The 16798-nt window shown below is 60.6% G+C and carries 15 protein-coding genes; 10 read left to right on the forward strand and 5 right to left on the reverse strand.

Annotated elements, in window-relative coordinates:
• Positions 1-3 precede the first annotated feature (3 nt).
• Positions 4-1338: an HlyC/CorC family transporter gene (locus EXQ56_04980; GenBank protein ID MSO19808.1), complete on the forward strand. Its 1335-nt coding sequence runs from the start codon at positions 4-6 to the stop codon at positions 1336-1338.
• Positions 1172-2578: a GTPase Era gene (locus EXQ56_04985; GenBank protein ID MSO19809.1), complete on the forward strand. Its 1407-nt coding sequence runs from the start codon at positions 1172-1174 to the stop codon at positions 2576-2578. The genes EXQ56_04980 and EXQ56_04985 overlap by 167 nt, the downstream gene beginning before the upstream one ends.
• Positions 2579-2673: 95 nt before the next feature.
• On the opposite strand, the gene EXQ56_04990 is transcribed toward EXQ56_04985, so the two are convergent.
• Entirely contained in the window at positions 2674-4077 is a 1404-nt protein-coding gene (locus EXQ56_04990) for a sigma-54-dependent Fis family transcriptional regulator (GenBank protein ID MSO19810.1), read from the reverse strand.
• A 59-nt stretch (positions 4078-4136) separates the two neighbouring features.
• Complete coding sequence (locus EXQ56_04995; GenBank protein ID MSO19811.1) at positions 4137-6422, reverse strand: HAMP domain-containing protein; 2286 nt, start codon at positions 6420-6422, stop codon at positions 4137-4139.
• Positions 6423-6744: 322 nt separating this feature from the next.
• Between EXQ56_04995 and EXQ56_05000 the strand changes: the two genes are divergently transcribed.
• The 8 genes from EXQ56_05000 (at position 6745) to EXQ56_05035 (ending at position 14319) form a co-directional block, all read left to right on the forward strand.
• Positions 6745-7683 carry an ABC transporter permease gene (locus EXQ56_05000; protein ID MSO19812.1) on the forward strand — a complete coding sequence of 313 codons (939 nt, stop codon included), beginning with the start codon at positions 6745-6747 and terminating at the stop codon, positions 7681-7683.
• A gap of 23 nt (positions 7684-7706) precedes the next feature.
• The gene (locus EXQ56_05005) at positions 7707-9152 is read left to right on the forward strand and encodes a hypothetical protein (GenBank protein MSO19813.1); all 1446 of its coding nucleotides are present in this window, start codon (positions 7707-7709) and stop codon (positions 9150-9152) included.
• A gap of 121 nt (positions 9153-9273) precedes the next feature.
• A complete protein-coding gene (locus tag EXQ56_05010; protein ID MSO19814.1) occupies positions 9274-10080 on the forward strand; it encodes an ABC transporter permease in 807 nt (268 codons plus the stop codon).
• A 70-nt stretch (positions 10081-10150) separates the two neighbouring features.
• Positions 10151-10393 carry an AbrB/MazE/SpoVT family DNA-binding domain-containing protein gene (locus EXQ56_05015; GenBank protein ID MSO19815.1) on the forward strand — a complete coding sequence of 81 codons (243 nt, stop codon included), beginning with the start codon at positions 10151-10153 and terminating at the stop codon, positions 10391-10393.
• Entirely contained in the window at positions 10393-10803 is a 411-nt protein-coding gene (locus tag EXQ56_05020; GenBank protein ID MSO19816.1) for a type II toxin-antitoxin system VapC family toxin, read from the forward strand. Before EXQ56_05015 ends, EXQ56_05020 begins: the two co-directional genes overlap by 1 nt.
• A 128-nt stretch (positions 10804-10931) precedes the next feature.
• Positions 10932-12032, forward strand: a complete 1101-nt coding sequence (locus EXQ56_05025; protein ID MSO19817.1) for a hypothetical protein — start codon at positions 10932-10934, stop codon at positions 12030-12032.
• 157 nt (positions 12033-12189) lie between these two features.
• A complete protein-coding gene (locus EXQ56_05030; protein MSO19818.1) occupies positions 12190-13440 on the forward strand; it encodes a metal transporter in 1251 nt (416 codons plus the stop codon).
• A gap of 210 nt (positions 13441-13650) precedes the next feature.
• Positions 13651-14319 carry a metal-dependent transcriptional regulator gene (locus EXQ56_05035; protein MSO19819.1) on the forward strand — a complete coding sequence of 223 codons (669 nt, stop codon included), beginning with the start codon at positions 13651-13653 and terminating at the stop codon, positions 14317-14319.
• Positions 14320-14499: 180 nt separating this feature from the next.
• Here the strand turns inward: EXQ56_05035 and EXQ56_05040 are convergent, their stop codons facing one another.
• The 3 genes from EXQ56_05040 to EXQ56_05050 form a co-directional block, all read right to left on the reverse strand.
• The gene (locus EXQ56_05040; protein ID MSO19820.1) at positions 14500-15078 is read right to left on the reverse strand and encodes a gliding-motility protein MglA; all 579 of its coding nucleotides are present in this window, start codon (positions 15076-15078) and stop codon (positions 14500-14502) included.
• A gap of 209 nt (positions 15079-15287) precedes the next feature.
• A complete protein-coding gene (locus tag EXQ56_05045; protein MSO19821.1) occupies positions 15288-15935 on the reverse strand; it encodes a ribonuclease HI family protein in 648 nt (215 codons plus the stop codon).
• Positions 15932-16744 carry a hypothetical protein gene (locus EXQ56_05050; protein ID MSO19822.1) on the reverse strand — a complete coding sequence of 271 codons (813 nt, stop codon included), beginning with the start codon at positions 16742-16744 and terminating at the stop codon, positions 15932-15934. Before EXQ56_05050 ends, EXQ56_05045 begins: the two co-directional genes overlap by 4 nt.
• Positions 16745-16798 lie beyond the last annotated feature (54 nt).

A 16798-nucleotide genomic window follows, 5' to 3' on the forward strand; every position in this document is an offset into this window, starting at 1 on the left:
ATTATGCACCTGCTGATTACCACGCTCTTTATCATCTGCTCGCTGCTGCTGGCGCTGTTCGTCTTCGTCAGCCGCCTTGCCCTGGGACGGGGACGATTTGCCGTCCGTGGCGCTAAAAATGATCTGCCGTATTTCACCGAGATGATCGAGCCCAAGCTGGGCCTCTCCGAGGAGCGCGCGCAGTGGACGTTTCCCGTGCTGGTCCAAGCAACGATCTCCCTGCAAGGGTTTTTGCTGGCGGCCTGGAACATGGGACAACCATTTGATTGGGAGACACTGCTCCAGCAGGCCGCCATCCTGCTTCTGAACGTGATTCTCTTCGGTCAGGTCATTCCTTATGTCCTGCTGACGCACACCGACGGACGCTGGCTTGTCCATAGTCTGGGGATTCTGCGCGCCTCCATACTGGCTTCCATGCCGCTGGTGGCCATTAGCCAATTTTTGCATCACATCGCCACCCTCGGTGGCCCCGCGGAAGAGGACCGCGAGCCAGCCACTGCAACGGAAAATATCGAAGCTCTGATTGAGGCCGGCGAAGAAGAAGGCCTCATCGAGAAAGACGACCGGCGGCTCATCCAGTCCGTGGTCGAGTTCGGCGACAAGACCGTGCGCGACGTCATGACGCCGCGCCCGGAGATCATCGCCGTCCCACACAGGACCACGCTCAGCGACCTGCGGCAGATACTCGCCGAGCATCGCTTCACTCGGCTCCCGGTTTACGAACAGGATATTGACCACATTATCGGATTCATTCACGCCGGCGATCTATTCGCCGTCGCCGAGGACGAGCACTCCGAGCGCACCGTGCAGCAGTTGTTGCGCTCGGTGCCCTTCGTCCCGGAAACCAAACGCATCTCGGAGCTGCTACAGGATCTTCAGACCGGCTCACAGATGGCCATCGTGGTGGACGAGTACGGCTCGGTCGCCGGACTGGCCACGGTGGAGGACATGGTCGAGGAGATCGTCGGCGAAATCCGCGACGAGCACGACGAAATGGACGTGCTCCCGCGCGGCGAAAACAGTTGGAGCGTTCCCGGCGGATTAAGTTTGGATCGCTTGCAGGGCCTGTTTGACATTACTCTGGGAGAGGCGGGCGAAGCGTCCACGGTGGCGGGCTTGATCACGCACACGCTCGGACGCGTCCCGGCAACCGGCGAAACATTGGAGCGCGATGGTCTGCGCTATCGCATCACGGAATCGAACGGACGGCGCATTACGCGGCTGGATGTCAGCAGCCTGGCCATCCCGCAGGGCGATGGCCAGGGCACGCTATTTGAAACTCAATCTGGTGGAGATACAGCGCCACGATCAACTGAAGATTCGGCCGGGATGCATTAGCCAGCGCCGCGATCCAGCTTCATCCAGCCTGCTGAGCGAGACTCGAAAACAAATAAAGGAATTATTTGAAATTATGCCCACTCGAAAGAAATTTCGATACTACCCGCCCATCGTGCCACCGCTGGCGACGGAATTAATATCTCAAAGTGGGATCAGTCGAATGGGCCGCCTGGCCGCTTCGGCAGGATCAGGCGGGCCGGCGACAAAGATACGCAGCGGGTTCGTGACCATCCTCGGGCGTCCTAATGTCGGGAAGTCCACGCTACTGAATGCATTGGTCGGATCGAAGATCGCCATTGTCGCCGATCGCCCGCAGACCACGCGTGCGGCATTAACCGGCGTTGTCACCATTGACTCAACCTATCGCTACGCCGAGGAGCTGCTGAAGTCCCTGCCGCGCGTGGATACTCCGCCCCCCACCGCTGCGGCCACGAACAAGGGCCAAGCTACGGGCAAAGACAAGGGCAAAGCCGCCCAGCCCGCACAGGAAAAGCCTATCGCTCAGGTTGTATTTCTAGACACGCCCGGCATCCATGATCCTGAAAATCGCATGGGCAAGCACATGATGGATCAAGTGCGCGAGTCGCTGGCCGAACGCGACCTGTTGCTCTACCTGATGGACTGCTCGCAGTCATTTACGAAGCGCGATGAAGAGGCGCTCGATTGGGTACGCCGCGCCGCGGCCCCGTCGTTTCTGGTTCTTTCCAAGATTGACCGAGTATCAAAATCGGAGCTGCTCCCGCTGCTCGATCAATACAGCAAGCTGCTCGACTTCAAGGAGATTATTCCCATCGCGGCGCAAACCGGAGTGAATCTGCCCCGGCTGGTCGAGCGCATCGTGGCCTACATGCCCGAGGGACCGCTCTACTTCCCCACCGACCAGATCACGGAACAGCCCATGCGCTTCCTGGCCGGCGAGATCGTCCGGGAAAAAATCATTCGGCACACCCAGCAGGAGCTGCCCTATACCAACGCCGTGCTGGTTACACAGTATGAGGAAAAACCAGCGCTGGTGCACATCGCCGCGGAGATTTTTGTCGAGCGGGACGGGCAGAAGGGCATCATCATCGGCGCGGGCGGAGCCATGCTGAAAATCATCGGCACGGAGGCGCGCGTGGAGTTGGAGACCATCATCGGCCAGAAAGTTTTCCTGGAGATTCACGTGCGTGTCCGTGAAGGTTGGCGCGACGACGAGCATTTCCTGCAAGGATTGGACTGGCGCAAGATGGCCGGCCAGTAAATTATTTAGACCAGCCGCGACCGGAAAGGGCGGTTCCCCAACGAACACACCAGCCTGCGCCGAACCGCTCCTTCCGATCGCGGCTCGGTTACACCCTACCCAGGCGTAATGCTCAGCGTTTTCATTTTGCGATAGAGGTGGCTGCGCTCCAACCCCAGGTCCTGTGCGGTGCGGGAAACATTGCCGCGATTCTCTTCCAGCTTGCGCAGGATAAAGTCCCGCTCATAGGCCGCGCGTCCCTGCCGCAGCGTGGTGAGATCACCGCCCGATTTTCGCGCTCCACCCTCATGCCCCGCCCCCCCCGTCGGCCCAGCGCGAAACAACAATGCCGGCAGGTGCTTGCGCTCGATCTTCGCCTGCGGGGTCATAATCACAATCCGCTCGATCAGGTTTTTCAACTCCCGCACATTGCCCGGCCAGCGGTAGGAGGCCAGCGCCGCCAACGCCTCCGGCGAAATCGTTTTCGCCTTCCTGCCATAGCGCTCGGTAAACTCGGCGATAAAATGCTCGGCCAGGCGTGGGATGTCCTCCTCGCGCTCGCGCAACGGGGGAACCACGAAGGGAATTACGTTCAAGCGGTAGAAGAGATCCTCCCGAAAATTGCCGCGCGCAATCTCCTCATCCAGATTCTTGTTGGTGGCGGCAATCACGCGCACATCCACGCTCACCGAGGTGGGCGAGCCGACTGGATCGATTCGCTGCTCGGCCAGGGCGCGCATGACCTTCGCCTGCGTCTTCAGGCTCATGTCGCCGACCTCATCCAGAAACAGCGTGCCGCCATCAGCCTTTTGAAATTTGCCGGTCTTGTCCTGCGCGGCTCCTGGAAAGCTGCCCTTGCGGTGTCCGAACAGATCGCTCTCAATCAACTCTTCCGGCAGAGCCGCGCAGTTGACCTCCACGAACGGACCGCTTGCCCGCAGGCTGTGCTCATGCAACGCGTGCGCGACCAGCTCCTTGCCGGTGCCGCTCTCGCCGTAGATCAGCACGCGCCCATTGGTGGGCGCCATCAGCAGCAATTGCTGCCGCAACGCCTTCATCGGCACGCTCTCGCCGATGATGAGCGAACGCTGCTCGCGCTCGCCGCGCAGTTGGCGGTTCTCTTCGAGAAGCGCCTGATGCTCCAGCGCGTTTTTCACCACCACCAGAGTTTTCTCAATGGACAGCGGCTTCTCCAGAAAATCAAATGCTCCGAGCTTGGTAGCCTTCACCGCCGTCTCGATGTTGCCGTGTCCGGAGATCATCACCACCACCACGTCGGGATGCGCTTCCCGGATGCTGCGCAGGACTTCCAGGCCATCGGCCAGTCGATCACCGAGAGTGGCGCCATCGCCCAGCCAAACATCCAGAAGGACCACCTGAAAACGCTCCGCGTCGAGTACTCGCAGGCACTCCTTTCCGCTGGCGGCGGACTGGGTCAGCCAACCCTCATCCTGCAGGATGGCGGTCAGCGACTGACGGATTCCAGGTTCATCATCGACCACCAGAAGACGTTTCTTCATCGCTCGTTACTCACCTTTTTTTTACAGAGCCGCGCGCAATACGGTTCCCACTATGGCTGCTAGGAAATGTTTACTGGCAACTCCACGATGAACCGCGTGCCCAGCGGAGCGTTTTCCTCCACGCGGATGACCCCATTATGTTCCGCCACGATGCGGTTGACGATGGCCAGCCCCAATCCCGTGCCGCGATCCTTTGTGGAATAGTACGGAAGAAAAAGCCTTTCTTTGTCTTCGGGCGAAACGCCGCAGCCGGTGTCGGCAATCTCGGTTTCCACCACCAAACGTTCCGCGTCGGTTCGCGTGGAAATCACGATCTCCTTCACCAGCGAACCACCCATGGCCTCCGCGGCGTTGTCCATCAGATTCACCACCACGCGGCGGAACAACTCGGGATCAACGGAAACCAGCGGCAGGTCCTGCGCAAGACGCGTCGAGATGCGAATCCCTTCGAGCCGCCCATTGAAAGAGCCGAGCGCGCTTTCGACGATCTGGTTCAGGTCCGCCGGCGCGGGCCGCGCTTGCGGGAAGCGAGCAAACTGCGAGAATTCGTCCACCAACTTTTTCAGCGTTTCGACCTCTTTGCCAATCAGCTCGCAGGACTCCTCCACCACACGCGTCAATTCACTGGAACCCGGTAGCGTCTTCGGCTGACGATCCAGCCACCAGCGAATGCGCTCGGCCGAGAGCGCGATGGGAGTCAACGGATTCTTGATCTCGTGCGCCACGCGCTGGGATACTTCACCCCAGGCCGCTGCCTTCTGCGCCGCCAGCAGGTCGCTCAAATCCTCTACCACCACCACGAACCAGCCATTCTGCGAAACGTCAGCCGCCGCTCCCGGAGGGGCCCCCGGCAACGAGGTCATGGTAACGGCCAGATTCATGCGCCGCCCCGTCCCCGGAACCTCGCGGGGCATCTCCAGGTTACGGGTGGACTGGCCGAGCCTCCCGGCGCGCTTCAGCAGATAATTCCACTCCTCCCAATCCTCGCTGTCGAATAGCTTCTCGAAGGGCATGCCATCGCTCAAGCGCTCGCCGAACAGCCGTCGCGCCGCCGGATTGCTGCCAAGGATGGCGCCGTCTGATGAGACCGAGATGACGCCGGTGGGAATGCTCTCCAGAATCGCCTCCGTGAAGCGATGGCGCAGGTCAATCAGGCGATTGGCTTCTTCCAGCGTCAACCGCGCGTGCTCGCGCTCAGTCCGCCCAGCGGCAAGCTGCGCGGTCATCTCGTTAAAGTTATTCACCAAAATGCCCAGCTCATCGGCGGCGAGCGTCTGCACGCGGAAGTCGAGATTGCCGCGCGCCACTTCCTGCGTGGCTTCGGCCAGAGCCTGAATCGGCGTGGTCAACTGGCGGGAGAGTATCAGCGCGAACCAGGTCGCAATGAACAAAGTAACGATGGCCAGCAGCCACAAGATCGAGAGAAACGTGCTGCGCACAGTACGCCGCTCACGCGCCAGTTGCCCGTATTCCAGGCTCGCGGCATCCAGCCGTTGCGCGGCGGCGGTTAAGTTGGCGGGCAACAGCGTGCCCACGATTACGATGGCTTCCTGGCCATCGCTTAGATCAAACCACTGGCGGCTGAGCGCGACATTCGACTCCTTCCACACCGCCATCCGCGCGCCCTCCGACGACGCCGACAGCAACTCGCCGCCGGGGTCAATCTCCGGCAGCGTCATCGGCGTGCTGGGCCGGCTGACCTCCGCCATGATGCCACCCTGCGCATTGACCACCGCGAGGTAATCCAAATCCTCCAATCTCAAGAGCCGGCGCAGCTCGGCCTGGAGAGCCGGTCGCGCCTTACTCCACTGGGCAGAGGAGGCCGCCAGATCATCGGTCACGCGCAGCACGTCGCCGGCATTCTTGCGCTGGGCAAACTGATCGAGGCCATTGGCCAGCTCCCGCGCATCGCGGCTCATGGTCTCCACGGGACGGCTGAACCATTTGTCGAGCGCGCGATTGACCAGGCTGTACGAAAAGAGGAACAGGAAGATAACGGGGATGACCGACAGCCCAATCGCGCCAGCCACCAGCTTGGTCTTGAACTTTGCGCCGAGTTGGTTGGCACGCCGCTCCAGGTAAAGTTTCAACAGGCTGCGGAACAGGATGAAGCCGAAGATAACCAGTCCTAGAAAAATAATGGACGACAGTGTAAACAGCAGCAGAGTCTGGCGAGAGTCGTTCGGCGCGATGAAGGGCAGGTTGAGCGACGTCAGTCCGAACAGGCTGACTACCAGCACCACCATCAGAACGCTGCTGCCGATGATGAATCCGGGGCGCATGCGCAGGTCGCGCGAGGCCGGCGCCGGGTTATGCGGGGGGGAGGATGAAGTTGGTTCTGTCATGCGTTGAACTATGGCCCCAGAACGGCCCCAGAGCGGACGGAGCAACAGAGCCGCGACCGGAAGGGAGCGGTCGTCGGCAGCCTAACTAATCCGGTAAGCCCGCAAACCCCGCCCTTCCGGTCGCGGCTCTGTTTACCAAGGTCTGCCAAACGGGGTCAGTATATCATGATGCACGCCAGATGAACCCCAGCGGGCCGGACCTGTCTGCTATACTCGCTCACCGTGGGACAATTTAGTGGTGGGTAGTGGTAGGTACTGGCGGGACACCTTCGGCTGCCCCAACCCGTCCACAATATTCTGGTCCGCGAACTTTCCGGGACACATGAGCGCTCCTCGATCACTCGCCGCCAATATCGTCCAACGACTGCTGTACACCCTGCCGGTCGTCTGGATCGTCGTCAGCCTGGTCTTCCTGCTGATCCATCTGGTGCCGGGGGATCCCGTCGAACAGATGCTCGGTGAGCGCGCGCAGCCCGCCGAGCTCGATCAACTGCGCCACCAGATGGGGCTCGACCTACCGCTTGGCCAGCAATATATCAACTACTGGAAGGCTCTGCTGCACGGTGATCTGGGAACCTCCTTCCGCTTTAATGCTCCAGTGGGCGGACTGATCGCGGCTCGCTATCCCTCGACGCTGCTGCTTTCGCTGGCGGCATTGCTGGTAGCGCTCGCGCTGGCAGTGCCCGCCGGAATTCACTCGGCCGTGCATAAGGGCAAGTGGCCGGACCGCCTGCTGGGATTCTTGAGTTTGCTGGGCCTATCATTTCCGGGATTCGCGCTGGGACCGGTGCTGATCCTGATCTTCTCGATCTATCTCGGCTGGTTGCCGGTCTCTGGATCAGGCGGACTCGCCTATCTGGTGCTGCCCGCTCTGACCATGGGCTCCGCGTTGGCGGCCATCCTCACGCGCATGGTGCGCACGGCGATGCTGGAAGAGTTGAATCAGGATTATGTGCGCACGGCGCGCGCCAAGGGTCTGACCGAACGCATCGTGCTCTATAAGCACACGCTGCGCAACGGACTGATCTCGGTGATCACGGTGGTTGGCCTGCAATTCGGCGCGTTGCTCGCTGGAGCGATGGTTACGGAAACAATTTTCTCCTGGCCGGGGATTGGGCGCCTGACCTTGCAGGCCATCAACTCGCGCGACTATCCATTGGTGCAGGGGTGCTTTCTAACCATCTCCATCACCTACATTCTGGTGAATCTAATTACTGATCTGATGTACGCGCAGGCCGATCCGCGCCTGCGCGAAATTTAGGCATTACGGAAACAGGAGGAACGATGTTGGCAACTCGATTCCATCACTTCGCACGAATCGCGCAAGTTCGCGCACTCGCGCCGCTGCTCACGCTGGGCTGCATGATGATATTTTGCCCGACTGGAGCAACGGCGCAGATGCCGAATAAAGCCGAGAGCAAGAATATGGAGTTAGTCGGCACCAGCGATCTGCAAGGGCGACCCGCCTATCAGCCGGTGATCCACCAGCACGGCAACCGTTGGATTGCCTACATTGGTCTGCATGTCGGCGCGGCTCCCAATCCATTGACCGGCGTGGTCGAGGGCAACGGCACGATGATCGTGGATGTTACCAACCCGCGCCAGCCGCGCGCGTTGGCGCATATTCCCGGCGACCGGCTGAACACCAACCAGCCGTCGGAGGCCCAGATGGTGCGCGTCTGCGACATCGCCGGTGGAACCTATCTGCTGCGCGACGGCGGCAGCCGCACGCGCCATGAGGTGTGGAACGTAACTGACCCGGCGGCACCCAAGTTCACCTCCACCGTCGTCGACGGACTATGCGGCACGCACAAGAACTGGTGGGAGTGCGATACCGGCGTGGCCTATCTGCCTTCGCAGGACCCGCGCTGGCGCAATCGCATGACCAAGATTTACGACCTCTCCGATCCCGCGCATCCGAAATTCATCCGCGACTTCGGCCTGCCGGGGCAGGAGCCCGGCGCCACGTCGGAGCCTGCGCCGCCGCTGATTCACGGGTCTATCTCTTATAAGGGCCGTGTCTATATGGCGTATGGGTCATCCAACCACGGCGTCATTCAAATCCTGGATCGCGAGAAACTCATCAAAGGCCCCGCCGAGCCAACGGCGGAGAATCTGCGCGCGCCGCAGATTGGCCGCATCGACATGCCCGTTTATTGGGGCGGACACACCGCCTATCCGATGCTCAGCGTCGCCATGCCCGGCTACGAAAACCAGGCCGAAGGAAAACTGCGCGACATCCTCATCGTGGCCTCCGAGACCACCCGCAACGACTGCACCGGCCCGCGCCACCCGCTGTTCATGATGGACATCACCAACCCCGAGACGCCGTTTCCCATCTCCAGCTACCAGCTTCCCGACGCGGGCGGCAACTTCTGCGACCGCGGCGGCCGCTTCGGCGCGCACTCGGTGAATGAGTCATTCGCTCCGGTCTACTACGGCAAACTTAGTTTTGTTTCCTACTTCAACGCGGGCGTGCGCGCTCTGGATGTTCGCGATCCATTCAACCCCACCGAGGTCGGCCACTACATTCCGCCGCGCTCGGATCGCACCCAGCCCACCTGCACCGTGGTGGTGGGCCAGCCGCCCACGGGCTGCAAGACCGCCGTTCAAACCAATAACGTCGAGACCGATCCGCGCGGCTATATCTACATCGTGGACCGCGCCGGCACCGGCATGCACATACTGCAACTATCAGGCGACGCGAAGTCCATGGCCGGCGGAAAGTAGTCAGAGCCCCGACCGCCAGGAAGGGGGCACCTTCATCGGAAAGTTGCAATCGGCAAACGTGCCCCCTTCCTGGCGGTCGGGGCTCTGAAGTAATGCCGCACAGCACGGGACAATCTTCGGAATGAAGCGCAACCCACTGACCATCTCGAGCTTGATTATCATCGCAGGGCTGCTGCTGTGTGCGCTGGCCGCGCCGTGGCTGGCGCCCGCCGACCCTGCCGCGCAAGAGCTACCGCAGCGACTCACAACTCCCAGCGCGCAAAACTGGCTGGGCATGGATGAGCTGGGCCGCGACGTGCTCTCGCGATTGATCTACGGAGCGCGAATTTCCGTGCAAGTTGGCGTCTCAGTGGTGGCCGTCTCGCTTCTGGTGGGCCTGCTGATCGGCTCCGTGGCCGGTTACTACGGCGGCCTGCTGGATCGCTTCATCAATCTATTCGTCATCAACTCACTTCAGGCCTTTCCAGGAATACTGTTGGCGCTGGCCATCGTGGCCTTTCTGGGACCGGGGCTGGGCAAGCTGATCTTCGCGCTGTGCATCGGCGGCTGGATCGGCTACGCACGCCTGGTGCGCGGCGAAGTGTTGAAGGCGCGCGAGCGCGATTACGTGCAGGCCGCTCGCGCGCTGGGCGTTCGCGATGTACGACTGCTCGTCCGGCACATCTGGCCCAACATAATCGCTCCGGTAATTGTGCAGGCGGCCATCGGCCTGGGTGGCGCAATTCTGGCGGAGGCCACTCTAAGCTTCCTGGGCCTCGGCGTTCCGCCGCCCGCGCCCAGTTGGGGCAGCATGTTGAACGATGGCCGGGCCCACCTGTTCGACGCGCCGCATCTGGTCCTCTTCCCCGCCCTCGCCGTGATGCTGGCCGTGCTGGCCTTCAACTTCCTCGGCGACGCCCTGCGCGACCGCCTCGACCCCCGCGCGTGATGGCGCGCGGCCGCACCGGAAGATTTTTTGATATATACTTATGATATATACTAAACAGTGGAGGGTTGCGATGCCGAAACGGGTGATTGCCAAATTATTCCAAAACGGGCGCAGCCAAGCAGTGCGCCTGCCGCGGGAATTTCGATTTGAAGGGGACCGCGTGCGGGTGCGCAGAGTTGCCGGGGGAGTTCTGTTGGAGCCTGTCATTTCCGATGTAGACAAGTGGTTCGCGGCGATGGACCGATTCAGGGAGGAACCGATTCTGAAAACGGGCCGCCAACAACCGAAGGCGCCGAAACGCAGGATTTTCTAGTGACCTATCTGCTGGATACCAATGCCTGCATCGCGCTCATGAATGGCAAGCCTGCCTCCGTGAGCTCTCGATTCCAGAAGGCCGCCGAAGCCGGCTCGCAGTTCTTCGTGCCGAGCGTGGTGGCCTTTGAGCTGTGGTATGGGGTTGCCAAAAGCAGGCGGCCCGCTTTCAATACTTCGCGCGTGGAAACTTTCTTCCGGGGGCCGGTGCAGTTGCTGACGTTTGATGAACAAGACGCCAGGACAACGGGAAGCGTCCGCGCGGCGATGGAAGCGATTGGTCGTCCCCTCGGGGCGTATGATCTGCTGATCGCAGGGCAAGCCCTCCGCCACAAAATGACGCTGATTACCGCGAATGTCAAAGAATTCAGCCGCGTGAAGGGGCTGCTGCGGGAAGATTGGGCCGCGTGACAGCGCCGCGCACACGGCGCAATCACGAAAACATATATTTACATTTTTAGTTAATGCATATTAATATACTCTCTGAACTTCGTTTTTCACTAGTTGGAAACTGAGGCTGATATCGGAGGGTGGTTCTTATGTCGCGTAAACAGGCTGGGTGGTTTTCCCTATGCGTGTTGGCGCTTACGGCTGGCACGGCGGCGGTGCTGTTGCTGAATCAGCGCCTTGTCGCGCAAACAGGCGCGCAACCAGGCGCACAGCAGGGGAATCCCGCCGACTCCTCCACCGCTGCGGCGGCTGCCGCTGCGCACGCACGCCACCTACCACCGACCAAGGGCAGTCACCGCTATCAATACGCAACTCCCAGCGACGAGCAGCGCTTCGATGCCAGTCAGGTGTACGACCCGCACATTCCACCGCCCACCGTCGCGCCCAACGGCATTCGGGAATTCACGCTGGTGATTGAAGAGGGCGTTCCGCATGAAGTAGCGCCCGGCGTGAGCATTCCGTCCTGGACCATCAACGGAACCGTGCCCGGCCCCGTGCTGCGCGCCACCGAGGGCGACCGGCTGCGCATCACTCTGATCAACAAAGGTAGCCTCCCGCATACGCTGCACTTCCACGGCATTCACGCCGCTACGATGGACGGCGTGTTCGAGTTGGTCCCGCCGGGCGGCAGCTACGTCTACGAATTTGTCGCGGGGCCATACGGCATTCTCCCTTATCACTGCCACGCCATGCCCGCTTCGCAGCATATCCAGAATGGGTTGTATGGCATGCTCATCGTCGATCCCAAAGTAGGCCGCAAGCCCATGAAGGAACTGGCCATGGTGATGAGCGCATTCGACATTGACCGCGACGGCGAAGCCGACTTCTACACATGGAATGGGCGGGCCTTCCAGTACGCCGACAACCCAATTCCCATTGAGCAGGGTGATCCGGTGCGCATGTACGTCCTGAACATGTTCGAGGAGACTATGGTGCCGCACCTGCACGGAAATTTCTTTCAGGTCTACCCCTCCGGCACCACGCTGAAGCCAACAGAGTACACCGACGTGAAGTCACTGAACATCGCCGAGCGGGCGATTCTGGAATTCCAATATGACTTCCCCGGCGCGTACATGTTCCAGTGCCACATCAGCGAACATATGGAGCAGGGCCTAATGGGCTGGTTGCAGGTTGCTCCGCGCACGGCGCTCACGCAGACGCGCAGCGCACCTGCAACGCGGATGCCGTAGTACGGTGTCGCGGAACTGTTTTATGTTGTCATCTATTAGGTTGTCATCCTGAGCGCAGCGAAGGATATGCTTTCTCCGGCGGTTTGGAGGAAATGCGAAAAGCATATCCTTCGCTGCGCTCAGGATGACAATTTCCGAGAGCAATTTTCGAGAGTCTATGACTACACCGACAGAGAATAACTCGAAAAGCTTTTCGCGCCCCGCGGTGGTCGCCAGCGCGCTGCTGCCCGTCGCGGCGGTCGTGGGGACTATTCTGCTCTTCCTGTCGCGCGGCACGGGACTCAGCCTGCAATCACCCGCGCCGATTGAGAATATTGCTTTCGAGCGCATCATCCTGCATCCGGGCGAGATTGAGGCCCACGTGCTCAACACTGGGCCCGAGCCACTGACCATCGCGCAGGTTCAAGTGGGTTGGACGAATCGCGCCAGTTGGGAATTTGAAGTTGAACCAAGTCCCACCATCAGCCGCCTCGAACGGGCTACGGTGCTCATCCCCTACCATTGGATACCGGGCGAGCCTTACGAGGTGGTGCTGATTACCGCCAACAGTTTGCTGTTTACCCATGACATTGAGATCGCCGCCGAGACGCCTCGCATGAGCGCGGAGATGTTCGGCAGCTTCGCGTTGCTGGGAATCTACGTCGGCGTGCTGCCCGTGTTTCTGGGCATCGGCTGGCTGCCATTTCTGAGAGCGCTGCCGCGCCGCTGGTATTACTTCCTGCTCAGCCTGACCTCCGGCCTGCTCGTCTTCCTCGGCGTGGACGCACTGCAGGAAGCGCTCGAAAATTCTGCCGATGTCCCCGGTCCATATCAGGGAGTGGGGATCATACTCATCGGAGTCCTGTTGAGCATCGGAATGCTCTACTCCGTCTCCGGCTGGATGAAGCGCAAGCAACAGAACTCCGGGGCGGGTCCCACTCCGGAGTCGCCATTGTTTCTGGCTTACTCCATCGCCTTCGGCATCGGCGTGCATAACCTGGGCGAAGGACTGGCCATCGGCGGCGCGTATGCGCTCGGCGAATTTGCCGCCGGAACCATGCTGGTGCTGGGCTTCACGCTGCACAATCTGACCGAGGGTGTGGCGGTCGTCGCCCCGCTCATCGCCCCGCAGGCCCCACCGGAAAGCGGCGCGGCGCGGCCGCGCTGGATACATCTGTTGTGGCTGGGAAGCCTGGCGGGCCTGCCCACCATCATCGGCACGCTGCTCGGCGCCATGGCCTTTAGCGCCACCTGGGCCGTTTTATTTCTGGCGATTGGCGCGGGCGCAGTGTTCCAGGTGGTAATCGAGATTACTCGTCATCAGATCCGCAAGCAGGGCGCGGGATCAATGTTCACGGCTCATAATCTGGCGGGCTTTGCCGCGGGCCTGGCGATCATGTATGTTACGGGACTGTTCGTTACGATTTAGCAGATAGATGAAATACTCTATCGTCATCGTCGTCATTCCGAGCGCAGCGAGGAACCTGCTTTGCTTTTTGAACGGACATCTGCTGGGCGTTGAAAAGCAGGTTCCTCGCTGCGCTCGGAATGACGACGAATTGTAGATTGACGCCCCCCAAAGATGGACGGACGGCAAATGGTGCGGAGATGACCGCGCTATACTTGGTTGAACTTACTTATGCCCACGATTGCATCGGAAAATTTGCTGAAGGCCATACTCGAGCTGAGCGAGAACGGCGAAGCGGTGATCGCCGCACGGCTGGCGCAGTTCCTGCGCATCTCGCCCGCCGCGGTCAGCATGGCGCTGAAGCGTCTGCTGCACAGGAAGGACATCCGCTTCACTCCCCGCAAGACCATCCTGCTAACCACCAAAGGCTTTGAGCAGGCCTGCGCGCTGGTGCGCAAGCATCGTCTGGTGGAGCGGCTCCTGGTGGACGTGCTGCATATGCCGTGGGAAAAAGTTCACGACGAGGCCGAGAAACTGGAGCACGCCATCTCGCCCGAACTGGAGGCTCGTCTGCTGGAATTGTTTGGCGCCGCCGGGACCTGTCCGCACGGCAGCCCATTTACGCCGCAGATGCCGCTGGGACAGCATCGCGATGAGGTCGCGCTCGCCGACGCACCGGTCAACCAGCCACTCCGCGTGGTGCGTATCGCCGAGCTGCATGAGCACGAGGAGAATTTCCTCGAATCGCTGGCGGCTCTGCATTTGAAGCCGGGAACCACGGTTCATGTCGCGCGAAAAACTTTTGATGGGATTCTGGAAATCAAGACCGGCGGCAAGAACGTTTCAGTGTCCCAACTGACCGGCTCGCGCATTTGGGTGCGCCATTCCGCAGTCGTTTGACAGTGCCGCGTGCCAGTGTTGCGTGACAGTGCCGCGCGCGTCAGCAAGCGGACACGCCCGCACCGGCACACGGTTTAATGTCACGCCACGGCATGAATGGGAGCGGGATTTGCGCGAGTCGGGCATCGTAACACCGCCGAGCGTGTCCGCTTGCTCACGCGCGCGGCACTGTGACGGCGCTTAACCGTTGCGGAGTTCGTTGAGGACCAGGCGGGAGATTTCCTTGATGGTCTCGAAGACGCCCTCGCCCTTGTAGGCCACCGCTTCAATGACTGACTCATCCTTGCGGCACAGTTCCTTCTTGAGGACATTCACGGGCAGCGCATTGGGCAGGTCGCGCTTATTGAGTTGCAGGACGTAGGGCAACTTCATCAGATCGTAGCCGTGCTCTTGAGGATTCTCGACCAGGTTGTCAATGCTTTCAAGATTCGCTTCGAGGCGCTCCTCCTGCGAGTCGGCGACAAACACCACGCCATCCACGCCGCGCAGGATCAGCTTGCGACTGGCATCGTAGAACACCTGTCCGGGAACGGTATAGAGGTGGAAGCGCGTCTTAAAGCCGCGTACCGTGCCCAGGTCGAGCGGCAGGAAATCGAAGAAGAGCGTGCGGTCGGTTTCCGTGGCCAGCGAAATCATCTTGCCCTTGTTGGGAGCCATCTCGAACACCTTCTCGAGATTGGTGGTCTTGCCTCCCAGGCCGGCGCCGTAATAGACCAGCTTGCAGTTGATTTCCTTGGCGGCAAAGTTGATAAAACTCAATCGAAATCCATAAGTCCCTGAAAAGGATAGATACCGCTACGCAACACTAATGAATGCCAGATTACACCATCCTGTGCGCTTATATCACGGAGATTTTGCCCGGAACAAGTCACCAAACCGGTTCAAGCTCCAGCGAATCAAGCCTTCATGATTCCATACAGGCGACTCCCAACCGGCGCTTGCGGACGCTCACTTGCGCCTGCGAATGCTTACCTCTTCCTGCGAATGGTTACCTCATAGTCCTGGCCTTCTTCTAACGCCGGCAAGGGAGCCACCGGCCGGAGGCGCCCTTTTTCAGCAACTGCCAAAAAATTGATCACCGGCTCCGGGGCGTTGGCAATAGGTGGGGCGATGGGACGCAGTGGTGCTGCCGGAGTCGTGGTAATCTGCCCAAACCCGCCGGAGCGCGCGCGGTCCATCGCCAGATTGGCCAGCCGGTCGGCATCGGCGTTGCGTTCCCTCGGCACGTGGTGGATGGAAAACCGTGGAAATCCAGAGGCCAGCCGCTTCACTTGATCGAAGATCGGCTTCAGGTCTGGACTCTTGACCTTGTAAACACCCTGCATTTGCCGGACAACCAGCTCGGAGTCGCAGTAAACTTTCACGCCGCGCGCTTGGTGCGCCTTGGCATATTCGAGCGCGGCAAGCAGTCCGCGATACTCGGCGACATTGTTGGTCGCGATGCCGATGAATTCAGATAACTCGGCGATGGTCCATCCCGCGGTGTCCCGAACCATCGCTCCATATCCAGCCGGCCCAGGATTCCCGCGCGATCCGCCGTCCACATGAAACACCAGTTCCGCAGGCCCGCCGTGGCCCGGATTGGCTGGGTCAAAACCTAGCGAAGCCTGACTCATAATGTCGGATACTCAGAGAGAGCTTGTGCGCGGGCGCGTTGGGCGGCCTCGGGATCTTCTGGCGCGCTCTCTTCCACATTTCCAGGCACGGCTTCAGGGGCAAAGTACAACATGCGGTCGCAGCTCTCGCAATGGACGATCAGCTCGCCGGATAGCACCTGGCTGACGGCATGCGGTCGCATGTGAACATGGCAGGCAGAGCAGCAACTTCCCTTGACGATCGGCACCACGGCCAACCCTTTGCGGACCTTCAACACACGCTCGTAGCGCTCAAATAGACCGATCTCGATTCCAGTCTTCAATTCTTCCCGCCGCTGGCGCTGGCCCAGCAACTTTCTTTCGTCCTCCGCCTTGCGCGCGCGCGCCTCGGCAACCTGCTTGGTGACCTCGACGCGCTCCACGGCCAGACTGCGCTCGGCTTCCTTCAGCTTGGCGTCGAGCGACTCGGAGGCTTCCATCTCCGCCAGAATCTGATCCTCGGTCTGGCGAATCTGCTGCTCGTGATACTCCACTTCGTGCAGCAGAGCTTTGTACTGTTCGTTGGTTTTCACCTGAAGCGATTGCGACTTGAAGTGCGAGATTTTCTCGCGGAACGTGGCGATGTCCCCCTCGCGCTTGCGGCGACTCAACTGATTGTCGGCGAGCGCCTTCTTGTCCGCCTCGACGCGCGCGACGTGCTGCGCCAGCGTGGACTCGATCTGGGCCACCTCGCGCGGCAGACGGTCGATCTCGGCGACCAGATCGCGGATCACCAAGTCCAATTGTTGCAGCTCGACCAGTCGTTGCAGCGTGGCGTTCATTTGCGGCATTTGAGGCACAAAGGCCCAACCGTTCACAGAAGTTCGGCGCGGAACACCAGGGAA

The organism is Acidobacteriota bacterium, assembly GCA_009691245.1.
Taxonomy (GTDB): domain Bacteria; phylum Acidobacteriota; class Terriglobia; order 2-12-FULL-54-10; family 2-12-FULL-54-10; genus SHUM01.

Excerpts from the sequence above, each read along its gene's own strand:
- EXQ56_04980 (MSO19808.1), top strand. The coding sequence starts at position 4 with ATGCACCTGCTGATTACCACGCTCTTTATCATCTGCTCGCTGCTGCTG.
- EXQ56_04985 (MSO19809.1), top strand. The coding sequence starts at position 1,172 with ATGGTCTGCGCTATCGCATCACGGAATCGAACGGACGGCGCATTACGC.
- EXQ56_04990 (MSO19810.1), bottom strand. The coding sequence starts at position 4,077 with ATGAAGAAACGTCTTCTGGTGGTCGATGATGAACCTGGAATCCGTCAG.
- EXQ56_04995 (MSO19811.1), bottom strand. The coding sequence starts at position 6,422 with ATGACAGAACCAACTTCATCCTCCCCCCCGCATAACCCGGCGCCGGCC.
- EXQ56_05000 (MSO19812.1), top strand. The coding sequence starts at position 6,745 with ATGAGCGCTCCTCGATCACTCGCCGCCAATATCGTCCAACGACTGCTG.
- EXQ56_05005 (MSO19813.1), top strand. The coding sequence starts at position 7,707 with ATGTTGGCAACTCGATTCCATCACTTCGCACGAATCGCGCAAGTTCGC.
- EXQ56_05010 (MSO19814.1), top strand. The coding sequence starts at position 9,274 with ATGAAGCGCAACCCACTGACCATCTCGAGCTTGATTATCATCGCAGGG.
- EXQ56_05015 (MSO19815.1), top strand. The coding sequence starts at position 10,151 with ATGCCGAAACGGGTGATTGCCAAATTATTCCAAAACGGGCGCAGCCAA.
- EXQ56_05025 (MSO19817.1), top strand. The coding sequence starts at position 10,932 with ATGTCGCGTAAACAGGCTGGGTGGTTTTCCCTATGCGTGTTGGCGCTT.
- EXQ56_05030 (MSO19818.1), top strand. The coding sequence starts at position 12,190 with ATGACTACACCGACAGAGAATAACTCGAAAAGCTTTTCGCGCCCCGCG.
- EXQ56_05035 (MSO19819.1), top strand. The coding sequence starts at position 13,651 with ATGCCCACGATTGCATCGGAAAATTTGCTGAAGGCCATACTCGAGCTG.
- EXQ56_05045 (MSO19821.1), bottom strand. The coding sequence starts at position 15,935 with ATGAGTCAGGCTTCGCTAGGTTTTGACCCAGCCAATCCGGGCCACGGC.
- EXQ56_05050 (MSO19822.1), bottom strand. The coding sequence starts at position 16,744 with ATGCCGCAAATGAACGCCACGCTGCAACGACTGGTCGAGCTGCAACAA.